Raw genomic sequence first — 20865 nt, 5'->3', positions numbered from 1 at the left:
AGCGACCGGGGCCGCCACCGTGCGCGTACGGGGGCGCGGCCCGACCGACCGGAGAGATGAAGGATCCATGACGCTCGAACAAGGCCAGCGGGTGAAGCTGGCAGCAGACCTCAGGCTGGCCGGGTCGGTCCTTCTGGCCGAGGACCCCGCGGCGGACACGGGTGCCGTCGCCGGCTCGCTTTCCCTGGCATCGGGCATCGAGGGCACCGTCGAGCGGGTGAACGATCCTCAGCAGGAGGAGCCGAGCCAGGAGGTCCGCGAGTACGTACGGCTCAAGTCGCTGCTCGACGACTTCGGCCACCAGATGCCCACGGGGACCAGGAAGCAGCTCGAGGAGCAGGTCACGTCGCTGGAAGCCGAGTGGGTCGCCTATCAGGAGCAGAAGCTCCGCGTGACGGTCCGCGTCCGGTTCGACAACGGGTTCGTCCTCGACGACGCCCACGAAGGGGTCTTCGTCTCCGCCTGACCTCCCGGACCACGGTCTTGTGGTGTTCCGACGGGCAGGGAGCACTGCGAGGACGCACCCTCCCGGGTGAGGGGATCACGTCCCCGACGCGCGCGGCGGGCCATGGAACGTCCGCCTCCGCGCGGCCCGGGTGAAAGGCGTGCCTTCCTGGACGCCCGGCAGCGCGGCCCGTGGCACTCTCGCCGTGTCCTGCCGCGCGAGCGCGCGTTACTCGCGTCCGGCAGACGACACTGGACCCATGAGCGAGCACCGCTTCACCCTCGAACACGCCAGCGACGGCATCGCCCCGGCCGCTGCCCGCACACCCCACTACCCACACAACCTCCGATACGAGAGGCCGGCGGGGACCACCCGGACCAGCCCCGAGGGCCACACCCTGCGCGCTCTGTCCGACCTCACGGTGGTCACCTGTGCCTGCGGCCTCACGACCCCGGCGCTCCCGAACGACGACGCACGGCTCGTCTACGAGGAGCACCGCAACGTGATCCGCGACGAGATGGCCTGAGGACCGGCTCGACGGCCACGGCCCCAGGAAGACCGGGCAGGGGGAGGGCGGGGCTTGCCGCTCCCCCACCCACCGCCCGCCGGGTACGTCCGGCTCAGGTGCGCGCCGCGTCGCGAACCGGAGCCGGGCGTACCCGGCGGGACCGCACCGCGGTGTGGACAAGCCATCCGGCTGTCGCGCCCATCGAGTACCACAAGAGGTCCGGCGGGTTGAAGGTGGAACCCAGCACGAGGCGGGCGACCGTGCTGCGTCGGGAGAGGTCCGCCGGCACCGGGCTGAGCTGGAGGAACTCGACCGCGCAACTGACCGCCAGCGCGCTTCCGGCGGCCCTCAAGGGCGATGTCCGTGGCGCCACCAGCACGACGAGACTCAGCAGGAGCACGGTGTAGAGCGCGTCTCCGCCGTACTTGGCCACGCTCCCCGTCGCCACGGCCCTGAGCCCCAGCCCCGCGCCGACGACCACCAACGCCACGGCTGCGGCCGCCAGACGGGTCCGTACCGGGTAGGCGGCGGCACGGTCGCGGGTTTCGGGTGTGCGATCCACGAGGTCATCCTGCCAGCCGCACCGGCTGCGCCCTCCCGGGAGTCTGAGCACGCGGCCGCCCCGATCTGAGTACGCGCACTCATCCGTTCCCCGCGGCCGGGCCGCACACTGATCACATCACCGCAGATCAGCGCCCGGGAGCCCGCCATGTGCGACGCGCCCGTGAAGCAGGGCCCGGGCGCGCCCCGACACACCTCCGCCCGCGGATGGCGTCGGCACGTACGAGCAATCCTGGAGAACCGTTCACCATGGCAACACCGCAGCACCACGCGTCCGACCAGGGCCCCGTACCGGGCAACCCCTACGGCGCCGCCGGAGGGTACGGCCCGACCCCGGGCTCCTGGAACCAGGGGCCCGTGCCCGGCGGTTACGGAGCGCCGGCGGCCACGAGCCACGTGCCGCGCTCGTGCCGCGCGTGCGGCGGGCAGTCCGCCGAGGACTTCAAGGTCCGGTCCCACATGGGCATTCTCATCATGATGAAGTTCGAGCACCTGAACGGACCGTTCTGCCGGGCCTGCGGCATAGCCGTCGTCCGTCAGATGACCACCAGGACGCTGTGTCTGGGATGGTGGGGCCCGCTCTCCCTCGTGATCTTCAATCCGTTCACGCTCGTATGGAACCTTCTGGCCTACCGGAAGTTCAGCAAGCTTCCCCCGTCGACGCCCGCCCCGGGACGCACCCACCTCGACACGGGCCCGGCGGTGCTCCGTCGGCCGCAGGCCTACGTGACGCTCATCCCCATCGCCTGGGCCGTCTGGATCGTCTCCCAGGCACTGACACACTCCTCCTAGGCGAGCGCCGACTTCGGCGGCCGCGCGGCACGAGTCCGCCCGCACCACCCATCAGAGCGAAAGAAGAACACCACCGCATGGCGCACCACTCGCGGCCGCACCCCGCCGAAGTCGGCGGTCCCATACCGCCGCGGCGGAGCGGCACACGGCTGCGGGACCGCGGCCGCCGGATCCTCGCCGCCACCGCCACCGCCGCTCTCCTCCTCAGCGGGGCGACAGCCTGCGGCGGCGCTGCCGAGAGCCCGGCGTCCAAGAGCAGCCCGGCGCCGAAGGAACCGTTCGCCCCGGCGCAGCTCGCCCAGGCCTGGAAGACGGCGCCCGCCGAAGGCCACTCGCTGCTCACGCCGTTGATGGCCACCTGGCGCACGAAGACCGCCTACTACGTGGGCCGCGGGACCGGAGTCGAGGTCCTCGACCCCGTGACGGGGAAGCCGCTGGGCACCCTCACGCCGCCCGAACCCGATATGCACCCCTGCGGCATGACCGAGGGTCTGACCGCCGACGGTCTCGGCGCGATCGCGTGGATCAAGGGCGACCCGCTCCACTCCAAGGCCAGCTGCGACCGCGTCTCGCTGATCGACACCCGCAACGGCAGCGCGATCGTCTGGACCAAGCAGGTGTCCGGGGCGCTCATGGACGGCAAGCCGCTCACCGACGACACCACGCGGCTGGCCTTCGTCGCCGGCGGCGTCCTCGCGGTGATGACCCCCAACACCGTCGTCGGCCTGCGCGCCGACGGCACCGAGGCGTGGACCTGGCGCAACGCCGGTGTGCCCCTCAACGAGTACGTCCTGAACTGGGCCATGAGCACCCATCACGACCGGATCATGGTCGTGATCGGCGTGCAGCGCGCCGGATGGCGGTACTGGGTGGTCACCCTCGACGCCACGGGCAAGGAGCTGTCCCCCGAGCCCGTGTCCATCCCGAAGGAATCGCACGTCGACGTGGTCGACGGCGGCCCGATGACCGTGGTCCTCACGCCCTCTGCCCTCGGCGGCACCAAGGATCCGGAGCTCATGACCTTCACCCGTGAGGGCCGCCTGGCCCGGGTCATCCCGCTCACTTCCGGCGCCGGCCCGGTCCAGCTGAACCGGAGCAGCCGCCTCGGCCGCTCCTCCCGCTACGGCATCGTCTTCAACGGATCCACTGCCTACGTCGTCGCGGGCGATCCCCTGAGCAGCAGCTCGGCACTCACTCAGATCGTCGCTTTCGACCTCGAGACGGGCGCCACACGATGGACCCAGCCTGTCGACACCCTCACCATCCCTCGATTCCTCGGATCCGACCAGGAGACCGTGTACGTCCTCGGAGGAAAGGCCACCAAGGACATGGCCGTCTACGCCTACGCGGCGAAGGACGGCGCCAGGACCCAGATCAGCACCGTGAAGGCACCTGACACCTTCCTGTCCCTGGGCGACGTGGCCGTCGACTACGGCGCGGGCAGCCTCGCCCTGACCGAGCCCGGGCACTACTCGTACGGAACCGTCATGTTCCGGTCCCCCACCCCTTGACCGGCCGACAGCCGGCAGGGCTGAGCCGCGCGCGGAGGGCCGCCGCCACCACCGCCCGGCCCGGTGAGTCCCGGGCCGCCCGCCTCATCACCGATGGGCTCGATCCCAAGACCTGGATCATCGCCGACACCCTCCTCATCGGCTGGCACACCAGCCGCCTCGCCGGGATCGGATGGGGTCTCGTCGGTTGTCTGTTCGCCGCGGTCATTCCGCTGGCCTTCATCAAATACGGGATCCGCCGCGGCCGCTGGGCCGACCGGCACGTCGGCCAGAGGCGGCAGCGGATCCTCGTGATGGCCTTCATCATCGCGTCGGTCGCCACCGGCGCCGTGTTGCTGTGGGCCTTCGGTGCTCCCCGGACGATGATCGCGCTGATCGCGGCCATGCTGAGCACCCTGGCCGCGCTGCTCGCCGTGACCCCTGCCTGGAAGATCAGCGTGCACGCCGCCGTGTCCTCCGGAAGCGTGGCCATGCTCGCCTTGACCTACGGGCCGTGGGTGCTCCTCGCCTACCCCGTGGTGGCCGTCGTCGGCTGGTCACGGGTGGAGCTGAAGGACCACACGCTCGGCCAGGTGCTGGTGGGCGCTGCGGTGGGCGGGGCCGTCGCAGCCAGTACCTTCGCGCTGGTCCGGTAGCCAGGGGTTCGCGGGGGTGGCCCGATATCCTCCAGGGCATGATCGACTCATACACGAGCCTTGATGATGCCGGGGTTGCGATAGCCGCGGCACGTGCCGGTGCGGACGTGGTGCGCGGCATGTACGGCCGGCCGCTCTCCCGGATCGACAAGGGCGCCGGGGACTTCGCCACCGCCGCCGATGTGGCGGCCGAGAAGGCGATCCTCGATGTCATCCGTGCTGCTCGGCCCGATGACGCGGTGCTGGGCGAGGAGGGCGGACAGCAGGGTGCGGCCGCCGCCGTCCGCGAGTGGTTGGTGGATCCCCTGTGCGGCACGCTGAACTACGCCGTCGGCAACATGCTGGTGGCCGTCAATGTGGCGTTGCGGGACGGGGCGGCGGCGGTGGCCGACCCGTTCAGCGGCGAGGTCTTCTTCACCGACGGTGAGACCGCCCGGGTGCGGCACGCGGGGGTCGACGCACTGCTGGCGCCCACGCCCGCCACCCGGCTGGTGGACGTCAACCTGGATCCGCCGTTTCCCAGTGCGCCCGGATTCCGGGCCGTGGACCTGCTGGCCGACGCCGGGTTCGTCGAGCGGTTCCGGCCGCGGGTCGTCTCCACGACGTTGGCGTTGGCCTGGGTCGCGGCCGGCAAGCGTGCCGCGTACGTCACCGATGGCGGTGACCTGTCCGCAAGCGTGCACTTCGCCGCCGGTATCGCCGTGTGCCGGGCCGCCGGCTGCGTGGTCACGGGGATCGACGGTGGCCCGCTCGGCCGGGCGGGCCGCGGGCTCGTGGTGGCCGCCGACGCCGAGACCCATGCCCTGTTGCTGTCGATGATCTCCGGTTCCCGCTAGTACCGGGCCGCTGACCGACGACCGACGACCGACGACCGCAGCGTCCCTCACCGGGAACGGACGTCCCCGAGGCCGGGGGTGGGGAGGGTGTCCGGCCGGTCGCTGGTGGTGGGTGCCGGAAGGACGAGTCGGACCTCGAAGCCGCCGAGGGCGCGGGGGCCGGCGGTGACCGTGCCGCCGTAGATCTTCGCGCGTTCCCTCATCCCGATCAGTCCGTGACCGGGTGTGATCACCGTGTCCGGCAGGGAGTTGCCGCTTCCCTCGTCGGTGACCGACACCACGATGGCGCGGCTCTCGTAGCGGATGGTGACGTCCGCCCTGGTCGGTCCCGCGTGCTTGAGCACGTTGGTCAGTGCCTCTTGGATCACGCGGAAGACGCAGAGCGCCATGCCCGGCGGAAGGGGTGTGGGGGAACCGACGACTTCCATGGTGGCCCGGACCCCCGCGCCCCGCACCCTCTCGAGCAGCCGGTCCAACAGGTCGAGCCCGGGGGCCGGGGCGTAGGCACCGCCGTCCTCCGGCCCGTCGTCCTCCGACTCGGCGTCGGCGTCGGCACCGGCCGGATCCGCCCGCCCTTCCGCCCGCCCTTCCGGCAGCCCTTCCTGGCCGACACGGAGCAGTACGAGCATGCGCCGCATCTCCTCCAGCGCCTCCCTGCTGGTACCGGCGATGGTGTCCAGGGCCTGCCGGCTCACCGCCGGGTTCGTGGGGAACACGTACGAGGCCATGCCCGCCTGGAGGGAGATCACGGACATGTGGTGCGCGACCACGTCGTGCAGTTCCCGCGCGATGCGCACCCGCTCCTCCGTGAGTGCCTGGCGGGCGTTCTCCTCCTGCTGTCTGCGCAGTTGGAAGGTGAGTTCGGCGAACTGCCTGTTCCGCTCGGCAAGTCGTCCCGACCCGCGCCCGACGACGAACACCACGGCCGGGAACAGGACCGCCTGGGCAAGAACGGTCCGCATGGAGCTGTTGTCGGCGTTGCTCAGTCCCGCGTACACCCACGTGCCGGCCACGACCACCGCGCACACGAGGGAGGTACGCAGGTGACGGGTCGCCGCGACCGTGTACAGGCCGAGGAGCGGGGGCATCGAGTTGATCACCGGCCAGTACCCGCAGGCGATGAACAGGATCCACAGCGCGCTGCTGGTGGCGAACACCGCGACGGGCGCGATGCGGCGGGCGAGCAGCACCAGACCCACCAGTACGGTCAGGACCGCCCCCAGCCCGTCCATGGACTGCCATCCGACGGGCGGCTGCTCCTGCCCCAGGAGCAGGCCCGCGCCGGCGTAGCCCAGCGCGAGCAGCGAGTCGACGACCAGCGACCGGTACCTTCCCGTGAGCCTGTCGAGGAACCCGAATCCAGCGCGCATCGCCGCAGCTTACGGGCCGCGGCCGAGGCAGGTGCCCGGAATCTCGCTTCAGGCCCGCCGTGCCCGTACCTCTGCCGGCCGGAGCGGGCGCGACGCGTCCGGCTGAAGATCGATGCGCGCCCTCCTCGTCCGCCTCCCGGGCCGGCTGGTCGGTGACACTGCTCACACGCGTCGGGACGCCGTGCGCCGCGCGACTCCCGCAGACCGGGCGCGGACGCGGGCAGGGCCTGCCCCACTCCCCCGACCGGGCCGTCGAACGGGCCGATCGGACGAGGAAGGGGCCCGGACGCATGACCTAGCCTGGATCGGCAACGCGAGATCCGGGGGGCTGAGCGCAAAGGAAGAGCGCGTCCATGGGCATCACCACCAGTTCCGCACGTCGTCTGCGGGCGGGATCCGCCGCGGCGGCGGCCGTCCTCGGCCTCCTGGCGGCAGCCGGCACCCCGGCCCTCGCCGCGACGGACGACTCTGCGGGCCGGTCCCCGGTCACGGCCCCGGACCGCCACTCCGCGACCGCCGGGGGTTCGGGATCCGTCCAGGGCGCCACCGGGGTCCCGCTGGGGATCTCCAGGCTGGCGCAGGGCGCGGGGCGCGACGTGGCGATCACCATCGACGACGGCCCGGATCCCCGCTGGACGCCCCAGGTCCTCAAGGTGCTGCGGGAGAACCACGTCAAGGCCACCTTCTGCATGATCGGGACGAAGGTGCAGAAGTACCCGGACCTGGCGCGCGCGGTCGCCGCCGACGGGCACCGGCTGTGCAACCACTCCGTCGACCACGACGTGACCATGGACCACAAGCCCGTCGCCTACCAGCAGCAGCAGATACTCGACGCCAAGGCCATGATCGAGAAGGCCGTACCGGGTGTCCCCGTCGGCTACTACCGCGCGCCGGGCGGAGCCTTCACCCCCGACAGCCGGGCGATAGCCGCGGCGAGCGGGATGCGTCCGCTGGGCTGGAGCGTGGACCCCAAGGACTGGAGCCGGCCGGGCCTGCCCGCGATCATCTCCGCCGTCGAGGACAAGCTCCCCCAGCAGCCGACCGTCCTCTTCCACGACGGGGGCGGCGACCGCAGCGAGACCGTCGCGGCGCTCAAGCAGTACCTGCCCTGGCTCACCGCACACGGCTACACCTTCTCCTTCCCGGCCCGCACCACCCCGTAGTCCCCCCGGCCGGAGACGGGTCCGCCCTCCGTCGCTGTCAGTGGTGATCAGTACCGTTGGCCACCTGTGAGCAGACGGGGCGGTAGTGAAGGACTTTTCGGGGGAGTTCGAGAGCGAACGGGCGCGCATCGCGCACCGGGCTGTGCTCGATCACCTGCTCGACCTCGTCGCCGGGTCGCCGTTGGGTGACGACCTGGTGCTGCGCGGGAGCATGGTGATGGCGGCGTGGGTGGGGGCCGGCGCGCGGGAGCCGGCGGACCTCGACTGGATCGTTCCCCCGCCCCTGCTGGTCCCGATCGATGCCGGGCACCCGTATCCGTACGTGGAGGGGGTGGAGGTCGTCCAGCAGTGGCCGGAGGCGGCGGACGGCGCGGACCGGTACGAGATCTGGAAGTTCGAGGAGTTCGACACCAGGGGCCTTCGGCCCGCGGTGCCGCCCGAAGGGCTGCGCTGGGTCGTCGAGGCCGAGCCGGAGGGCTGCCCGCCGCACGAAACGCTGCTCGACCTGGTGCGTGAGCGTCCGGTGGCCGCGCCGGGCGTGGTCCTCGACGCGGACGCAGCCCGGGACGACGGCACCTGGACCTACTCGGAGTACGACACCCCGGGCATACGCCTGAGCATCCCCTGGGAGGCGGAAGGCCTTCCGCCGAGCGTGGTGCGGCTGGACTTCGCCCGCGACGAGTGGCTTCCGGAGCCGCCCGTTCTGACGGCGATACCCCGTGCTGACGGCACCGGTCCCACCGTCGTGCGCACCGCGAGCCGTGAACTGTCCCTCGCCTGGAAGCTGCTGTGGCTGCACGCCGACTGCGCCGCGGAGGGCCGGGCGCAGGCCAAGGACCTTTACGACGCCGTACTTCTCGCGGAGGCGGAAGCCACGAGACTGTCCCCACGGCTGCTGCGCAGGGTGTTCCGCCACGAGCCGGGCCGTACGGCCGCCGCGGACGCCCTGCGTCTGGACGCGGTCGTGCTGTGGTCCGTGGACTGGGAGGCCTTCCGCGCGAAGCACCCACAGGTACGGGGCACGGCGCAGGCGTGGCTGCGGCGCCTGAGCCGGGCGCTGGAACCGGTGCGGGACCGGTAGCCGGTAGTCGGTAGTCGGTAGTCGGTAGTCGGTAGGGAGAGTGGGAACGGTTCCGGGGCGGGGTGGCCTGGCGTGGGCGTCCGTGGTTCTCAAGGCCGTTGTGCGGGGACCGGGCGGAGTGTGGGCCAGCGGGCGAGCATGCGGTGGCGCATGGCGGTGCTGAGGCTGCTCAGGTTGGTGAGGGAGTCGTCGTCGGCCGTCATCCGGCCGACGACGTCGAGCCGGTGCACGAGCCGTTGGCGGGCGCTCGCGGTGCCCCACTTCCAGTCTTGGTGGGGAATCCGGGCCAGGTGGTCCGTGCCGTCGCGGTGTGCCCGCTGGACCAGCGCGTCGCCGCGGATCAGCCAGCCGGCGCACGCGTCGGCGAGCCCGCCTTGGACTTCTGAGCCGGTCGCCGTGCGCCACGCCTCTCGGTAGGCGCTCTCCGCCCGCTCCAGCAGCGGCTCCGACGCCGAAGTGACACACCAGCAGGTCGGAAAGCCGATGCGCAGGTAGGCGAGCTCCATCACACCGCTGCCCGAGGAGGCTTGTTCGAAGTCGATGAATCGGATCCCCGATGCCGTGTGGAGATCGTTGCCGGGGCAGGGGTCCCCGTGGAGGAGGGCGTGCCCGGATGCCTGGTCGAGCCTGTCGACGAGGCCGTCGAGTTCGCCGGCCACGCCGGACGTGACCGGGACCTCCAGCGCACCGGCCAGGCGCAGGAAGGACTCGACATCGTCCTGGTTCGGGCCCTGCCACCGGGGAAGCGCCCCGACGTCCTCCGGGCGGGCCGTGGCGTGCAGCCGGGCCAACGCGGCCGCGTACCCGACGATCCAGTCACCGGCCGGGCGTTGGTGTTCCAGATGCTCCAGCACCAGCACCCGCTCGCCAGGATCGGTGGCCAGCAACGCCGGCACCACGGGAACAGCGGCTCGGGCCGCGAGCCGCAGGGCGGTCACCTCACGGGTGTACCGTTCGTCGGCATCGGGGCCGCCGACGAGCTGCTTCACCACCGCTGTTGACGTCGGCAAATCGACGCGCCACACCCGCGAGCGGGGGCTGCTGCTCAGTCTGAGGGGGCGCTCGGGCGCTCCCAGCTCGGCCCGTAACGCGTCTCCGAACGGCAGTCGTGTCCCCATCAGCTCATCCTCCCACTCGTACGAACCGGCGGAGCGTTGCCTGCCACGCCTCACACCACAGCACGCCCTGTACGACGCCGAGGGCCTGCGATCCGCAGGATTCGCCCGCTGTCTGCGGCAGCGCCGCCTCGATCCCGGGCAGCAGGTCCTGCGCGAACTCCGATCCCCTGGCGAAGGCGAGGTACCGGCTCCTGCGGGTGGCCGGTTCCACGGCGAACACCTGCGCATGGCGCTGCCGTGTGGCCGCGTCCGTCGACTCCAGCAGTTTCCGCGCCTGGTCGACGGTCACCTCCCGCAGTCCGCAGGCGACCGTCTGGTCGCCGTCGTGCCCGTGGCTGAGGCAGTGTGCGCGCAGGGTGTCCGCCAGCAGTACCGCGGGATCGGCGTCCAGTGCCTGCTGTACGTACGTGTCGAAGTGCTTCGCCGCCCCGGCGACGACGAAGGGCTCGACATGGAGCAGCAGGTCCTGGAGGGCGAACAGCCCACCCGGGCCGCCCTCCCGCACGCGCCGTGCGCGTTCGTCGAGGATCCCGGTCATCAGATCCCGCAACGGTTCCAGCGCGGCCACCCGCTTCGTGACCTTCGGGAACGGCGTCAGGCCGTGCCGTGTGACGGTGTAGCCGTAGCTCCCCCGCACGGTGCCGGTGAGTTCGGTGCGGATCGGATCGCGGAACGCGGGATCGCCGAGTACGGATTCGACGCCTTCGGTGCCCCGGCGCTGTATCCATTGCAGGGCGAAGACCCGCTGACCGTCCCCGGGTTCGGCGAACGGTATGCCCGCCCGCCGCATCAGGACGAGCAGTTCGAGGTCGACGCCGACGCCCCAGAAGTCACCCCCCAGGGATCTGCTTTCCAGCCCGAGCAGCGGGTCGCGGGTCTCGCCCGCCTCCCGCATCCGTGCCGCGATCGACGCGACCACCGGTTCCAGCCCGGCGACGGGCTGGCGCAGGCCCGCGTACCGCCGGAGGAACAGCGTCAGCCAGGCGTTCGCGACCTGCGCCGACGCGGCGGAGTCGGGCTCCGCCCCTCCGGTGAGCCGTTCCAGCAGGCCGAGGCGTGCCATCAGGGCGAGCCAGGCCTCGGCGGCCGCGGTCTTCGCGACGGCCGAGGAGCCCCGGGGCTCCGGCAGGTGGGTCCTCAGGTGTCCGGCCGTGTCGGGGTGTTCCGCGAGATCCCGCTCCAGCGGCGCCGCCCAGGCCTCCCACACGGGAGCCGTGGCCGTCGCCAGTGCGCCGCCTCTCAGCAGCAGGTGGAGGATCTCGGTGTTGGTGTCGTCGGCGGCCAACGGGCCGCCGCCCATTCCCTCCGCCAGCTCCACGGCGAAGGACGCGGGGATGTTCCGCTGCCGGTGGTACGTGACCCCGTCCCGGACGAAGGAGGTGGGGATCCTGCTCTCCCTGCGGCACGATTCGAGGACGAGCCGGCGGTAGCTCTCGTACGCCTCGCCGACCGACGAGCGCGCGGCGATGTCGTCCCGGTACTGCCGGAGCAACTTCTCGTCGACGACGCCGAGGGCGCGGAACTCCGAGACGAGCTCCCGCAGAGCGCTCTCGTCGATGCCGCCCAGCCGCTTCTCGGCGGCGCGTGCCTCGGTGTAGAGCGGCCTGGCCATCGCCACGCTGCCCGCCGCGGCCACGATCCGCGCACCCTCGTCCAGGGCGAACGGCAGGAGCTCGGGATGAGGTGCCGTCAGTTTCTTCAGGCTCGCCGAAAGCTGGGTCGCGGCCCGGCCGGGCTTCGTTTCGGCCGTCTTCGCGCACGTGCGCAGCGGAGCGAGCAGTCCCATCGCCTGCCGTGCCAGCTCCGGGTGCACCCGGCAGACCCGGGAGAGGAAGTCCAGGGAGCGTACCGGTGTCCGGCCGACCGGCGCGGCTGCGCCCGCGTCGGGTTCCAGGCCCAGCGCCCGCGCCACCGCGTCCTGGGCCCCGACCTCCCGGGCCACGACCAGCCGTACGAAATGCCCGCCGTCCCCCAGCAGCGACGATCCGTAGCGGCGCGCGGTCAGCAGTTCCTCGTCCGGACCGGCCGGGTCGCCCGCGAGTACCGCACCCGCGTCGAGGAGCCGGCGTGCGTCGGCCGGCTGCCGCTGCCTCTGAGGGCCGGCCTCCGGTGCGCCCGCGGCGGCGTACTCCGCGCACGCGACGAGAAAGGACTGGTACCCGGATGCCCCGTCGGCGGGCAGGGTCCTGAGGGAGCGCCCCTCGGCGGCCTCCCGCTCGTCGTAGAGGGCCGTGATCGCTCTGATCCCCTCGGACCAGACGGTCCTCGGCACCACGTCGTACGTCCCAGTTCCCCGCCGCCCCCGGGCGTCGGTGAACGAGACGTCGTGCAGGCTCACCGGCGCCACGGGTCCCTGGTAACGCAGGTCGGCCACCATGCCGTGCCAGCGCCCCTGGTGGCCGAAGGTGAATCCGGCGCGCTCCCCGCTGATGCGTCCGCCGAACCGCGCCACCGAGCGCTCGAAGCGGGCCCCGGACTCATAGGAGGCGCCGTGGAAGACCGTGATGCCCTCGCGTGTGCTCCGCGTTCCCGGGGCGGGCGCGGGCGAGCAGTCCGGCCGTACGTACACCGCGCGGTGCAGTTGCTCGATCCCCTGCTCCCCGCCCAGCGGATCCAGCAGCTTCCGCCAGCGTTCGAGCAGCCCGGTGCCGCGCGGGTCGAGGAGCACCGGATGCGGGATCATGACCACGGCGTCGTCCAGCTCGTGTTCCCCGTCGAGTCCCGTCACCACCAGCGCACTGCCGCCCGGGCGCGGCGCGAGGCCCGTGAGCACCCCGGCGCGCCGCACGTCCGGCTCCGCCGCCGACCCGTCGCCCGCGCCGCCGTACGGCGCGATCACCGCGTACCGCAGGGCGCGCTGCCAGTACGGGTCGGGCCACACCTCACGTATCAACGCGGCGGGCACAGGCAGGCATTGCGTCATCCACCGTTCGACGCTCGTCTGCGCCTGGACGGCATGGTCGCCGATCCATTCCGCCAGCGCGGTCAACTCCCGTACCAGCGGCTCCGTCTTGAGTGCAGGCGGCACCTTCTTCAGCTCGCGCCCCGCCGCGGTACGGCAGCGGAGCACCGGCTTCGGCGCTGCCCAGGGATCGAGTGCCAGCTCATGGTCCCCCGCAGCCCTCCATGCAGTGGTCGAACTCATCGCGTGTACCCCCGTGGTGCATCGGTGCCCGCGCTCGTACGAGCAGCCGATCACAACCTACTAGCCCCCACTGACAGCACGGCTCTCCGCGGATTCACAGCACGCGGGCGGCCTCCCGAGATGCCGACTGGCGGGGCGGTGACTAGTATCGACCGTAGGTAACTGTGGCAATTGCGGGAAACACACCCTTTGCCTTCAGTGATGCGCCAGCACGCGCGGCGTGCGAATTTCGCACCAGCCCCGAAGGTCCGTGGCCCCATGAGGCCGCGTTGACGGCGGGCACCCCTTACACGTCACATGTGCAGGGAATTTTATGGACACGGGTGCGGCGCGTGCATCACATCTCATGTGTGAGGAGGAAAAGAAGTCTTCGTGCTCAAAGCAATTATGAAGGGTTCTGAAACCATGCGAGCAATGAGAGTGAAGCGACTCTTCGCGGTGTCCGCCATCGGCGTTCTGATGGCCGGCGGCGCCGCCATCGGAGCCGCAGGTACGGCTTCGGCGGCAACCCCGACCCACTCCGCCACTTATGTGACCGGCGGCGGCTGGGACCACGACCGGGGCGGCCACGGCTGGTACGACGACGATGACGACGACTGGGGCGGCTACGGAGGGTACAACGACGACTGCTGACCAGTCGGAAGGGCGCTGTGCGGCTCCAACGTGGGCTGCACAGCGTCACATTTCAGTGCGCGAGCCGTCCGCTTGAGGTGTCCGGACCCCCCGCGCCTTCCCCTTCCCGGGGGCGCCAGGTGAGGGTGACCGTGATCGCGGCCTTGGCCTCGCCGTCCGCCAGCAGGGCGACGGCCTTGCCCGGCTTCGCCATCAGCTCGATGCCGAAGGTGACGCCGACCTCATCGGGGCCGGCGGCCAGCGCGGAGTCGAGCACGGCGGAGCCGATGCCGCTGACCAGTTCGTTCAGCTGGTCCACGCGGGCGGTGAGGTGGTCCAGCGCACCCACGTCCTCGTAGGCGGGTTCGTCCGATCCGCGGGGAACGTCCTCGGGTCGCATCACGCTGACGCGGGCCAGTACGGTCTCCCCGCCCGGCAGTTCGATCTGCTGGATCCGCCGTTCCATCGGCTCTCCCCCTGCCACGGACAACCGGCTTTCGCCTGTGCCTCATTGACCTCGCCGACGGCCATTGTGCCCGTCGTGTCCGGCCCGTGCAGGGTGATCGCCCGATCCGTGAGCCACCGCCGCCGGACCCTTTCACCGGGTGTCGGCCGTACGCGCATGCCGTACGCCGGCGCGCCGAAGGCTGCCGCCCCCGCCGGAGCCGCCGAGGACCGGCCGGATATCGTCGTACGGGACGTCCCCGGCCCACCCTCGCCCCGGGCCGCCCCTGCCCCGGCAACCCGCCCGGGCCCTCCCGCCCTGCCCCGGCCCCGTCGGCCGCCTATCCCGGACGTTCCCCACACACATGCACACCGACACGATCCTGCGCCCCGAGCCCGCGCCCGCACCGGCACCGCCCCCGTCCGCGAAGGGAGCCGGGCGGGCCCCGGCCAGGCCCACCCCGGCGGCGGCCCTCCACACCATCTGCGCGGCGACCGCCGTCCTGCTGGGGCTCGTCGCCATCGGCGCGATGATCCACGAGCCGGTGCTGATACCCCCGCTGGCCGCCAGCGCCGCGCTGGTCCACAGCGCCCCGGCCCTGCCGCTCGCCCAGCCGCGCGGCGTCGTCATCGGCCATCTCGTCGGCTGCGCCGTGGGCTACTCCGTACTCGCCGTGGCGGGCAGCAGCGCCTGGGCCGCGGCCGTGGCGGCCGGAATCACGCTGGCGCTGAACATGGCCGCCCGTACCCCGCACTCGCCGGCCGTGGCCACCGCCGTGATCATCCTGCTCCAGACGCCGGACCCCCGACGGTTCGTCCCGCTGCTGTTCGGTTCGGCCGTCCTGCTGGTGCTGACCGGATACGCCGCTTCCCGCGTTCGCCGCAACGCTCCGAGGTACCCCGCCTACTGGTGGTGATCCGGCGACCGGCCGATCCGTGGGGTGACCCGGTGATTTGACCCGGTGGTTTGACCCGGTGGTGTGCTGCTCGCTTTGATTGCGCCGGCCGATGTGAGGCCGTTCGTACGAGAGGGCGAGAGGGCGAGGGCGCGCTGATCATGGTGGCTGGGCGCTCGCTGGGTCGGCGGTTCGGGTGGCTCTGGGCGGCGTACGCGGTCAGCACGCTCGGCACGTGGCTCGCGTTCGACGCGTTCACCTTGATCGCGATCCTCGTCCTGCACGCCGGGGCGACCGAGGCGTCGGTGCTGGCGGCCGCGGGGCTGGCGATCGGCTCGGTCGTGGCGTTGCCGCTCGGCCCGTGGGTGGAGTTCCGCCGCAAGCGGCCGGTGATGATCGCGATGGACCTCGTCCGGTTCGCGGCGTTGATGAGCGTGCCCGCGGCTTTCGCGCTCGGCCGGCTGAGCTTCGCCCAGCTGCTCGTCGTGTCGGTCGTCGTCGGCGCAGCCGACATCGCCTTCACGGCGGCCAGTGGCGCGTGCCTGAAGGCGCTCGTCCGGCCGGAGGACCTGCTCGTCGCGAACGGCCGGTTCGAGTCCACGACCTGGACCGCCACCATGCTCGGCCCGCCGCTCGGCGGCGCCGCGATCGTCCTGATCGGCCCGGTGATGACCGTGGTGGCCAACGCCGTGAGCTATCTGCTCTCGGCAGCGGGCATCCGCGCGATCGGCGGGCAGGAGCCGCGCCCCGCGCCCGCCGGAACGCGGCCGCGGCCGCGGCTGCGCGTCCGCGACCTGGCCGAAGGATGGCGGTTCATCCTGACCGACTCCGCGCTGCGCCCCTTGTTCGCCAATACGGTCCTGGTCAACGGCCTGATCATGGCGGCCTCGCCGCTGCTCGCCGTCCTCATGGTCCGCGACCTCGCCTTCACACCCTGGCAGTACGGCCTCGCCTTCGCCGTGCCCTGCGTCGGCGGCCTGATCGGCGCACGGCTGGCTCCCCGCCTCGTCGCGCGGTTCGGCCGGCACCGGGTCATGGTCACGGCCGGGGCGCTGCGGGCGTGCTGGCTGCTCGGGCTGGCCTTCGTCGGCCCCGGGACCGCCGGGCTCGTGCTCGTCATGGCCGTGGAGCTCGGGCTGATCACCTGCATGGGCGTGTTCAACCCCGTGTTCGCCACCTACCGGCTCGACCGGACCCCGGCAGACCGGGTCGCCCGCGTCCTGTCCGCGTGGTCGGTCACCAGCAAAGCGACCATCGCCGCGCTGACCGCCCTGTGGGGCCTGCTGGCCGGCATCACCGGCCCCCGCACCGCCATCGCGCTAGCCGGTCTCCTCATGATGGCGAGCCCGTTCCTCCTCCCCCGGCGCGACGGCACCCCACGGCACGAGCGGGAGCCGGCTCACGACCGCACCTGACGGCCCCGCGACTCACCGCCGGGGTCCGGAGGCCGGCAGTGGCGGCTGCTGCCACGCGCCGGTGAAGAAGCCGGCCGGCACCGGCGAGCGGGGGGCGACGTTGTGGTCCTGGCCGGTCAGAGCGTGGAGGGTGTAGTCGTCCAGGCGACCAACCGCCCCCGACCGTAAGGTACGTTGGGCGTGCCCGGACAGTCCACGCGGCCGGGGCCCGCCCCGGACCGCCTTACCCCAGGAGTCACCCGTGGCGCGCTCGCTCGACGGCCTCGTCTTCGTCCCCGTGGCCGACCAGGCACCCGGCCAGGTCGGCCGGCAGACCCGGTTCGAGTACCACGAGCAGGACGGCCGGGTCTGGGCCGAGTACGGCGGCGGAGACGTACTGAGGGGCTATCTCGTCGGCACCCGGGCGGACGACGCCGTCGACTTCCGCTACGTACAGCTCCGCCTCGACGGCACGACCGCGTCCGGGCACTGCACCTCGCTCGTCACGGAGCTCCCCGACGGCCGCCTCCGCCTGGAGGAGACGTGGACGTGGGAGTCGCAGGAGGGGCACGGCACCAGCACGGTCGAGCAGCCGCTCGGCTGAGGTCCTGCCGCGACGCCGAAGCCCACCCCGCGGCAGGTCCGCTCGATCACCGCGCCGGCAGCTCCGGACGCCGCTGCGCCCACGGCCGGACCGTCTCCAGCTGCGCCGCCACCCGGAGCACGGTCACCTCGTCGTCGCGGCGGCCCACCAGTTGCACGGCGAGCGGCAGCCCGTCCGGCCCCAGGCCCGCCGGGACGGACGCGGCCGGGTGTCCGGTGACGTTCCACAGCGCGGTGTAGGCGACCATCGGGCGCGAGCGCACCAGCGCCGTCAGCAGCCCGGCGCCGTCCAGCACGCCCACCGGGCGCGGCCGCTCGGCTATCACCGGGGTCAGCAGCAGGTCCATGGTGGTGAACATCCGGTCCGCGCGTGCCGCCAGCCGCTCCCCCGCCCGGATCCCGCGCTCCACGGCGGATTCGGGGACCAGCCGGGCGAGCGCGAGGGTGCCGCGGGTCCGCCGCTCCAGCAGGTCGGGGCGCTCGACCGCGGCGGCTTCCGCCCGTACGCCGCCGCAGAACTGCGCGGCGAACGGGGCCGTCGCGTCCGGGTAGCGGGGGTTGACCTCGCGTACGTCGTGACCCAGTTCGCGCAGCGCCCGTACGGTCTCCAGCAGGGCCTCGACGTGAGTCGGATCGGGGCGTACGCCGGGCACGGCGGGCTTGGCGGAGTAGCCGATGCGGAGCCGGCCGGGCTGGGTCTCCAGGGCCCGTACCCAGCCCGTGGTCGCGGGGCGGGCGCTCCAGCGGTCGGTGGGGGTGGTGCCGGCGAGGACGTCGTAGAGCAGGGCGGTATCGCGCACGGTGCGGGTCAGCGGCCCCACGGTGCCGAGGGCGTACCAGAGGTGGGCGTTCGGGGCGGTGGAGACCCGGCCGCGCTGGGGTTTGAGGCCGAAGAGTCCGCAGCAGGCCGCCGGGATGCGGATGGAACCGCCGCCGTCGCCGCCGAGCGCCGCCCCGACCAGTCCGGCCGCGACGGCGGCGGCGCTGCCGCCGCTGGAGCCGCCGGGGGTGCGGGTGGTGTCCCAGGGGTTGCGGGTGTGGCCGTGGGCCACGGATTCGGTGAAGGGCCACTGCCCGAACTCGGGCATCGTCGTCTTGCCGATGACGACGGCGCCGGCGGCGCGCAGGCGGCGTACGGCCTCGGAGTCGTCGGCAACGGGGGTGTGGTTGGCGGCGCCGCCGAAGGTGGTGACCTGACCGGCGACGTCCAGCTCGTCCTTGACCGCGATGGGGACGCCGTGGAGCGGACCGTCCGCTCCTTCCGCGTCCCGGGCATCGGCCTCGGCGAGGGCCTGCTCGGCCAGGACGACGCGGAAGGCTCCGAGGGCGGGGTCGATCCGGGCGATGCGGCGCAGCGCGGCCTCGACGAGGGCGCGGGAGGTGGTCTTGCCCGTGCGGACCAGCTCGGCCTGCCGCTCGACGGACAGGTACATCAACTCCGCGTCGTCCCGCTCCTGTTCCCCGCTCCGCTCCCCGTTCCGCTCCCCGCCGTGTGCGCCGTCCCTGTCCATGGCCACCCCTCCCGCTTACCAGTCGGTAACTCCGGGCAAGGCTGTCGTCCCACCGCGTGCACGTCAAGCACCCGTGGGCGGCCCGGCGCGCAGCGACATGCCCTGTCACACGCCTGTGACAGTCGGCGGACACGGCGATGAAGTCACACGGCCAATCTCTTTATCAGGGACAAACACCGCATTACGGAAAGCGTCCCCTGCTTCCGAGGTCGTGAGCAGAGATGACCGAGACGAAACGAAACGTCGGAGGAAATCCCATGAGCCTCACCCTCACCGCCCCGACCGCCGAAGCCACCCTCCTCGCCCCCCGCGAACAAGAAGCCCTCCGCCACATCGCCGCCGGACGCACCTACCTCCAGACCGCCCGCCACATGGGCCTCTCCAAGCACACCGTCGACGCCTACCTCCGCCGCATCCGCGCCAAGCTCAACATCAACAGCACCGCCGAAATGACCCGCATGGCCATCGCCCTCGGACTCTGACACCGGCCTACGAGCCGCTGGGAACGGGACTCGGCCGAGCTGCGGCCCGGTCCGCGACGAGCCGGACCGCCGCGATCGTGAGGTCCGGGTCGTGGAGCTGGACGTAGTGGTCGCTGCCGGTCGCCAGCAGGTGGGGGGTTTGCGGCCGCAGGCCCACCAGCGCCTGCTGGGCCTTGGGCCAGGCCGTCTCCAGCTTGGCCAGGAGGTCCTTGGACATGGTGGGCGGCGCGGCGAAGGGTTCGGTCTTGCTGAGCACCGCGACCGGGACCGGTGGGAGCGGGCCGCCGCGGTCGATGGCGGTGACTCCACCGTCGATGTCGACCTGCTCGAAGGCCGGGTCGGCGTCGAAGGGCGTGCCCGGATGCCGTAGCGCCTCGACGTACGCCGCCCAGTCCGCCCCCATCGCGGGCTTCAGCGCGGGCCCCAGCGCGTCGACCAGGACCAGACCGCGGGTTCGCTCCGGGTGCTCCTGCGCGTACCGCAGGGCGAGCATCCCGCCGAACGAGTGCCCCACCAGCAGGTACGGGCCCGGGATGCGCCCGACGGTCAGCACCCGGTCCAGGTCCTGGACCATGGCGGGCAGTTCCCGGGTGCCCCGTACGGGCGTGCTGCGGGTGGTGAGCGCCGGTGGCTGCGTGTAGCGGATGGTGCCCGGGCGGTCGTAGGTGCATACGCGGGTGAACTCGGCCACGCCCGGCAGTACCGCCGGCGCCTTCGGCACGGGCGGGGTGGTGTCGGTCAGCGACCACGGGTCGGAGGCCTCGTGCAGCCCGGACAGGAGGATGACGGTGGGGCTCCCGGAACCGGAGCAGTGCAGGTAGACGCTCCGCCCACCGCCGACGTCCACCTGCCGCTCGGTGTCCCCGCCGTCCGGCCCCGGTGTGCCCGCCACCAGCAGGAGGACGGCGACCGCGGCGGCCGTCAGCCCGCCCGGCACGCGCCATCGCATACCTCCAGCGTCCCGCGCCCCCCATGGGTCCGCCAACCAGGCCCCGTCCCGTCCGCCCGGGTGAGCCGCGTCTCACCTGGCTGCCGCCGCTTGTCTGTGCAACAAGTTGCATAGCAAGATCGCGGCATGGCGCTCGAACACGCGATCCTCGTCTCCCTGCTGGAGAAGCCGGGCTCAGGCTATGAGCTGGCCCGCCGGTTCGACCGGTCCATCGGCTACTTCTGGACCGCCACCCACCAGCAGATCTACCGCGTCCTCAAGCGCATGGAGAGCGACGGCCTGCTCACCGTCCGCACCGTCCCACAGCAGGGCCGGCCGGACAAGAACGAGTATTCAGCCGCCGGCCCGGGCCGCGCCGCACTCGCCCAGTGGCTGCACGAGCCGATCGAACCCGAGAGCCTGCGGCACGACCTCGCCGTGAAGATCCGCGGCGCGGCCTTCGACGACCCCGCCTCCCTGATCCGCGAGGTCGAGCGGCACCAGCAGGCACACCGGGACCGCCTCGCGCGCTATCTCGCCGGGGAGCTGCGCGACTTCACCGGGCCCGACGCCCCCTCTCCACTGGACGCCGGTCAGGAACTCCAGCACGTCGTCCTGCGGGGCGGAATCGCGCAGGAGCGGATGACGATCGCGTGGCTCGACGACGTCCTGGCGACCCTCCACCGGCTCGCCCGGCCCACCCCCAGCCCTCCCGCCTCACCCACCACGGCCGCCTGAACCGCACGGCACGCACCCCCACCAGCCGCACCAGCCGCACCAGCCGCACCAGCCGCACCAGCCGCACCAGCCCAGCCTCCTCTCTCCGCGCG

General features: G+C 72.4%; 21 protein-coding genes. 14 read left to right on the top strand and 7 right to left on the bottom strand.

What is annotated here, in order from left to right:
- The first annotated feature begins 67 nt into the window (after window positions 1–67).
- Both AB0D29_RS12040 and AB0D29_RS12035 read left to right on the top strand, forming a co-directional pair.
- Window positions 68–466: a hypothetical protein gene (locus AB0D29_RS12040; RefSeq protein ID WP_362853593.1), complete on the top strand. Its 399-nt coding sequence runs from the start codon at window positions 68–70 to the stop codon at window positions 464–466.
- Between the two features lie 238 nt (window positions 467–704).
- Window positions 705–971 (top strand): hypothetical protein, encoded by a 267-nt coding sequence (locus AB0D29_RS12035; protein WP_362853591.1) that lies wholly within the window; start codon window positions 705–707, stop codon window positions 969–971.
- Window positions 972–1065: 94 nt separating this feature from the next.
- On the opposite strand, the gene AB0D29_RS12030 is transcribed toward AB0D29_RS12035, so the two are convergent.
- Window positions 1066–1515, bottom strand: a complete 450-nt coding sequence (locus tag AB0D29_RS12030) for a DUF2809 domain-containing protein (protein ID WP_362853589.1) — start codon at window positions 1513–1515, stop codon at window positions 1066–1068.
- A 248-nt stretch (window positions 1516–1763) separates the two neighbouring features.
- Between AB0D29_RS12030 and AB0D29_RS12025 the strand changes: the two genes are divergently transcribed.
- The 4 genes from AB0D29_RS12025 to AB0D29_RS12010 all read left to right on the top strand — a co-directional run bounded on the left by AB0D29_RS12025 (window position 1764) and on the right by AB0D29_RS12010 (window position 5288).
- A complete protein-coding gene (locus AB0D29_RS12025) occupies window positions 1764–2306 on the top strand; it encodes a hypothetical protein (protein WP_362853588.1) in 543 nt (180 codons plus the stop codon).
- A gap of 77 nt (window positions 2307–2383) precedes the next feature.
- Window positions 2384–3817, top strand: coding sequence for a PQQ-binding-like beta-propeller repeat protein (locus AB0D29_RS12020; protein ID WP_362853587.1), 1434 nt, complete (start codon window positions 2384–2386; stop codon window positions 3815–3817).
- Complete coding sequence (locus tag AB0D29_RS12015; RefSeq protein WP_362853586.1) at window positions 3814–4452, top strand: hypothetical protein; 639 nt, start codon at window positions 3814–3816, stop codon at window positions 4450–4452. The genes AB0D29_RS12020 and AB0D29_RS12015 overlap by 4 nt, the downstream gene beginning before the upstream one ends.
- 38 nt (window positions 4453–4490) lie before the next feature.
- The gene (locus tag AB0D29_RS12010; RefSeq protein WP_362853584.1) at window positions 4491–5288 is read left to right on the top strand and encodes an inositol monophosphatase family protein; all 798 of its coding nucleotides are present in this window, start codon (window positions 4491–4493) and stop codon (window positions 5286–5288) included.
- A gap of 47 nt (window positions 5289–5335) precedes the next feature.
- On the opposite strand, the gene AB0D29_RS12005 is transcribed toward AB0D29_RS12010, so the two are convergent.
- Entirely contained in the window at window positions 5336–6658 is a 1323-nt protein-coding gene (locus AB0D29_RS12005) for a histidine kinase (RefSeq protein WP_362853582.1), read from the bottom strand.
- A gap of 353 nt (window positions 6659–7011) precedes the next feature.
- On the opposite strand from AB0D29_RS12005, the gene AB0D29_RS12000 reads away from it, so the two are divergent.
- Window positions 7012–7821: a polysaccharide deacetylase family protein gene (locus tag AB0D29_RS12000; RefSeq protein WP_362853580.1), complete on the top strand. Its 810-nt coding sequence runs from the start codon at window positions 7012–7014 to the stop codon at window positions 7819–7821.
- 85 nt (window positions 7822–7906) lie between these two features.
- Window positions 7907–8902, top strand: a complete 996-nt coding sequence (locus AB0D29_RS11995) for a nucleotidyl transferase AbiEii/AbiGii toxin family protein (protein WP_362853578.1) — start codon at window positions 7907–7909, stop codon at window positions 8900–8902.
- Between the two features lie 89 nt (window positions 8903–8991).
- On the opposite strand, the gene AB0D29_RS11990 is transcribed toward AB0D29_RS11995, so the two are convergent.
- Together AB0D29_RS11990 and AB0D29_RS11985 are read right to left on the bottom strand one after the other, a co-directional pair.
- Window positions 8992–10020, bottom strand: coding sequence for an aminoglycoside phosphotransferase family protein (locus tag AB0D29_RS11990; protein WP_362853577.1), 1029 nt, complete (start codon window positions 10018–10020; stop codon window positions 8992–8994).
- Between the two features lie 4 nt (window positions 10021–10024).
- The gene (locus tag AB0D29_RS11985) at window positions 10025–13165 is read right to left on the bottom strand and encodes a DUF4132 domain-containing protein (RefSeq protein ID WP_362853576.1); all 3141 of its coding nucleotides are present in this window, start codon (window positions 13163–13165) and stop codon (window positions 10025–10027) included.
- 414 nt (window positions 13166–13579) lie between these two features.
- Between AB0D29_RS11985 and AB0D29_RS11980 the strand changes: the two genes are divergently transcribed.
- A complete protein-coding gene (locus AB0D29_RS11980; RefSeq protein ID WP_351301951.1) occupies window positions 13580–13798 on the top strand; it encodes a hypothetical protein in 219 nt (72 codons plus the stop codon).
- Window positions 13799–13850: 52 nt separating this feature from the next.
- On the opposite strand, the gene AB0D29_RS11975 is transcribed toward AB0D29_RS11980, so the two are convergent.
- Complete coding sequence (locus AB0D29_RS11975; protein WP_362853574.1) at window positions 13851–14243, bottom strand: CU044_2847 family protein; 393 nt, start codon at window positions 14241–14243, stop codon at window positions 13851–13853.
- A gap of 343 nt (window positions 14244–14586) precedes the next feature.
- Here AB0D29_RS11975 and AB0D29_RS11970 point away from each other — a divergent pair, with 343 nt between their 5' ends.
- The 3 genes from AB0D29_RS11970 to AB0D29_RS11960 all read left to right on the top strand — a co-directional run bounded on the left by AB0D29_RS11970 (window position 14587) and on the right by AB0D29_RS11960 (window position 17115).
- Entirely contained in the window at window positions 14587–15138 is a 552-nt protein-coding gene (locus tag AB0D29_RS11970) for an HPP family protein (protein ID WP_362853573.1), read from the top strand.
- Between the two features lie 140 nt (window positions 15139–15278).
- Complete coding sequence (locus tag AB0D29_RS11965) at window positions 15279–16532, top strand: MFS transporter (RefSeq protein WP_362853572.1); 1254 nt, start codon at window positions 15279–15281, stop codon at window positions 16530–16532.
- 241 nt (window positions 16533–16773) lie between these two features.
- Window positions 16774–17115 (top strand): hypothetical protein, encoded by a 342-nt coding sequence (locus AB0D29_RS11960; RefSeq protein WP_362853570.1) that lies wholly within the window; start codon window positions 16774–16776, stop codon window positions 17113–17115.
- Between the two features lie 46 nt (window positions 17116–17161).
- Here the strand turns inward: AB0D29_RS11960 and AB0D29_RS11955 are convergent, their stop codons facing one another.
- Window positions 17162–18625 (bottom strand): amidase, encoded by a 1464-nt coding sequence (locus tag AB0D29_RS11955; RefSeq protein WP_362853568.1) that lies wholly within the window; start codon window positions 18623–18625, stop codon window positions 17162–17164.
- Between the two features lie 257 nt (window positions 18626–18882).
- Between AB0D29_RS11955 and AB0D29_RS11950 the strand changes: the two genes are divergently transcribed.
- Window positions 18883–19107 (top strand): helix-turn-helix transcriptional regulator, encoded by a 225-nt coding sequence (locus AB0D29_RS11950; protein WP_362853562.1) that lies wholly within the window; start codon window positions 18883–18885, stop codon window positions 19105–19107.
- A gap of 7 nt (window positions 19108–19114) precedes the next feature.
- Here the strand turns inward: AB0D29_RS11950 and AB0D29_RS11945 are convergent, their stop codons facing one another.
- On the bottom strand, window positions 19115–20056 hold the full coding sequence (locus tag AB0D29_RS11945; RefSeq protein ID WP_362853567.1) for an alpha/beta hydrolase: 942 nt from the start codon (window positions 20054–20056) through the stop codon (window positions 19115–19117).
- A gap of 126 nt (window positions 20057–20182) precedes the next feature.
- Here AB0D29_RS11945 and AB0D29_RS11940 point away from each other — a divergent pair, with 126 nt between their 5' ends.
- Complete coding sequence (locus AB0D29_RS11940) at window positions 20183–20773, top strand: PadR family transcriptional regulator (RefSeq protein ID WP_362853565.1); 591 nt, start codon at window positions 20183–20185, stop codon at window positions 20771–20773.
- Window positions 20774–20865 lie beyond the last annotated feature (92 nt).

It is taken from the genome of Streptomyces sp. NPDC048424, from assembly GCF_040651555.1.
Lineage (GTDB): Bacteria > Actinomycetota > Actinomycetes > Streptomycetales > Streptomycetaceae > Streptomyces.
The sequence above is the reverse complement of the archived record's forward strand: the minus strand, read 5'-3'. Positions and strand labels throughout refer to the sequence as shown.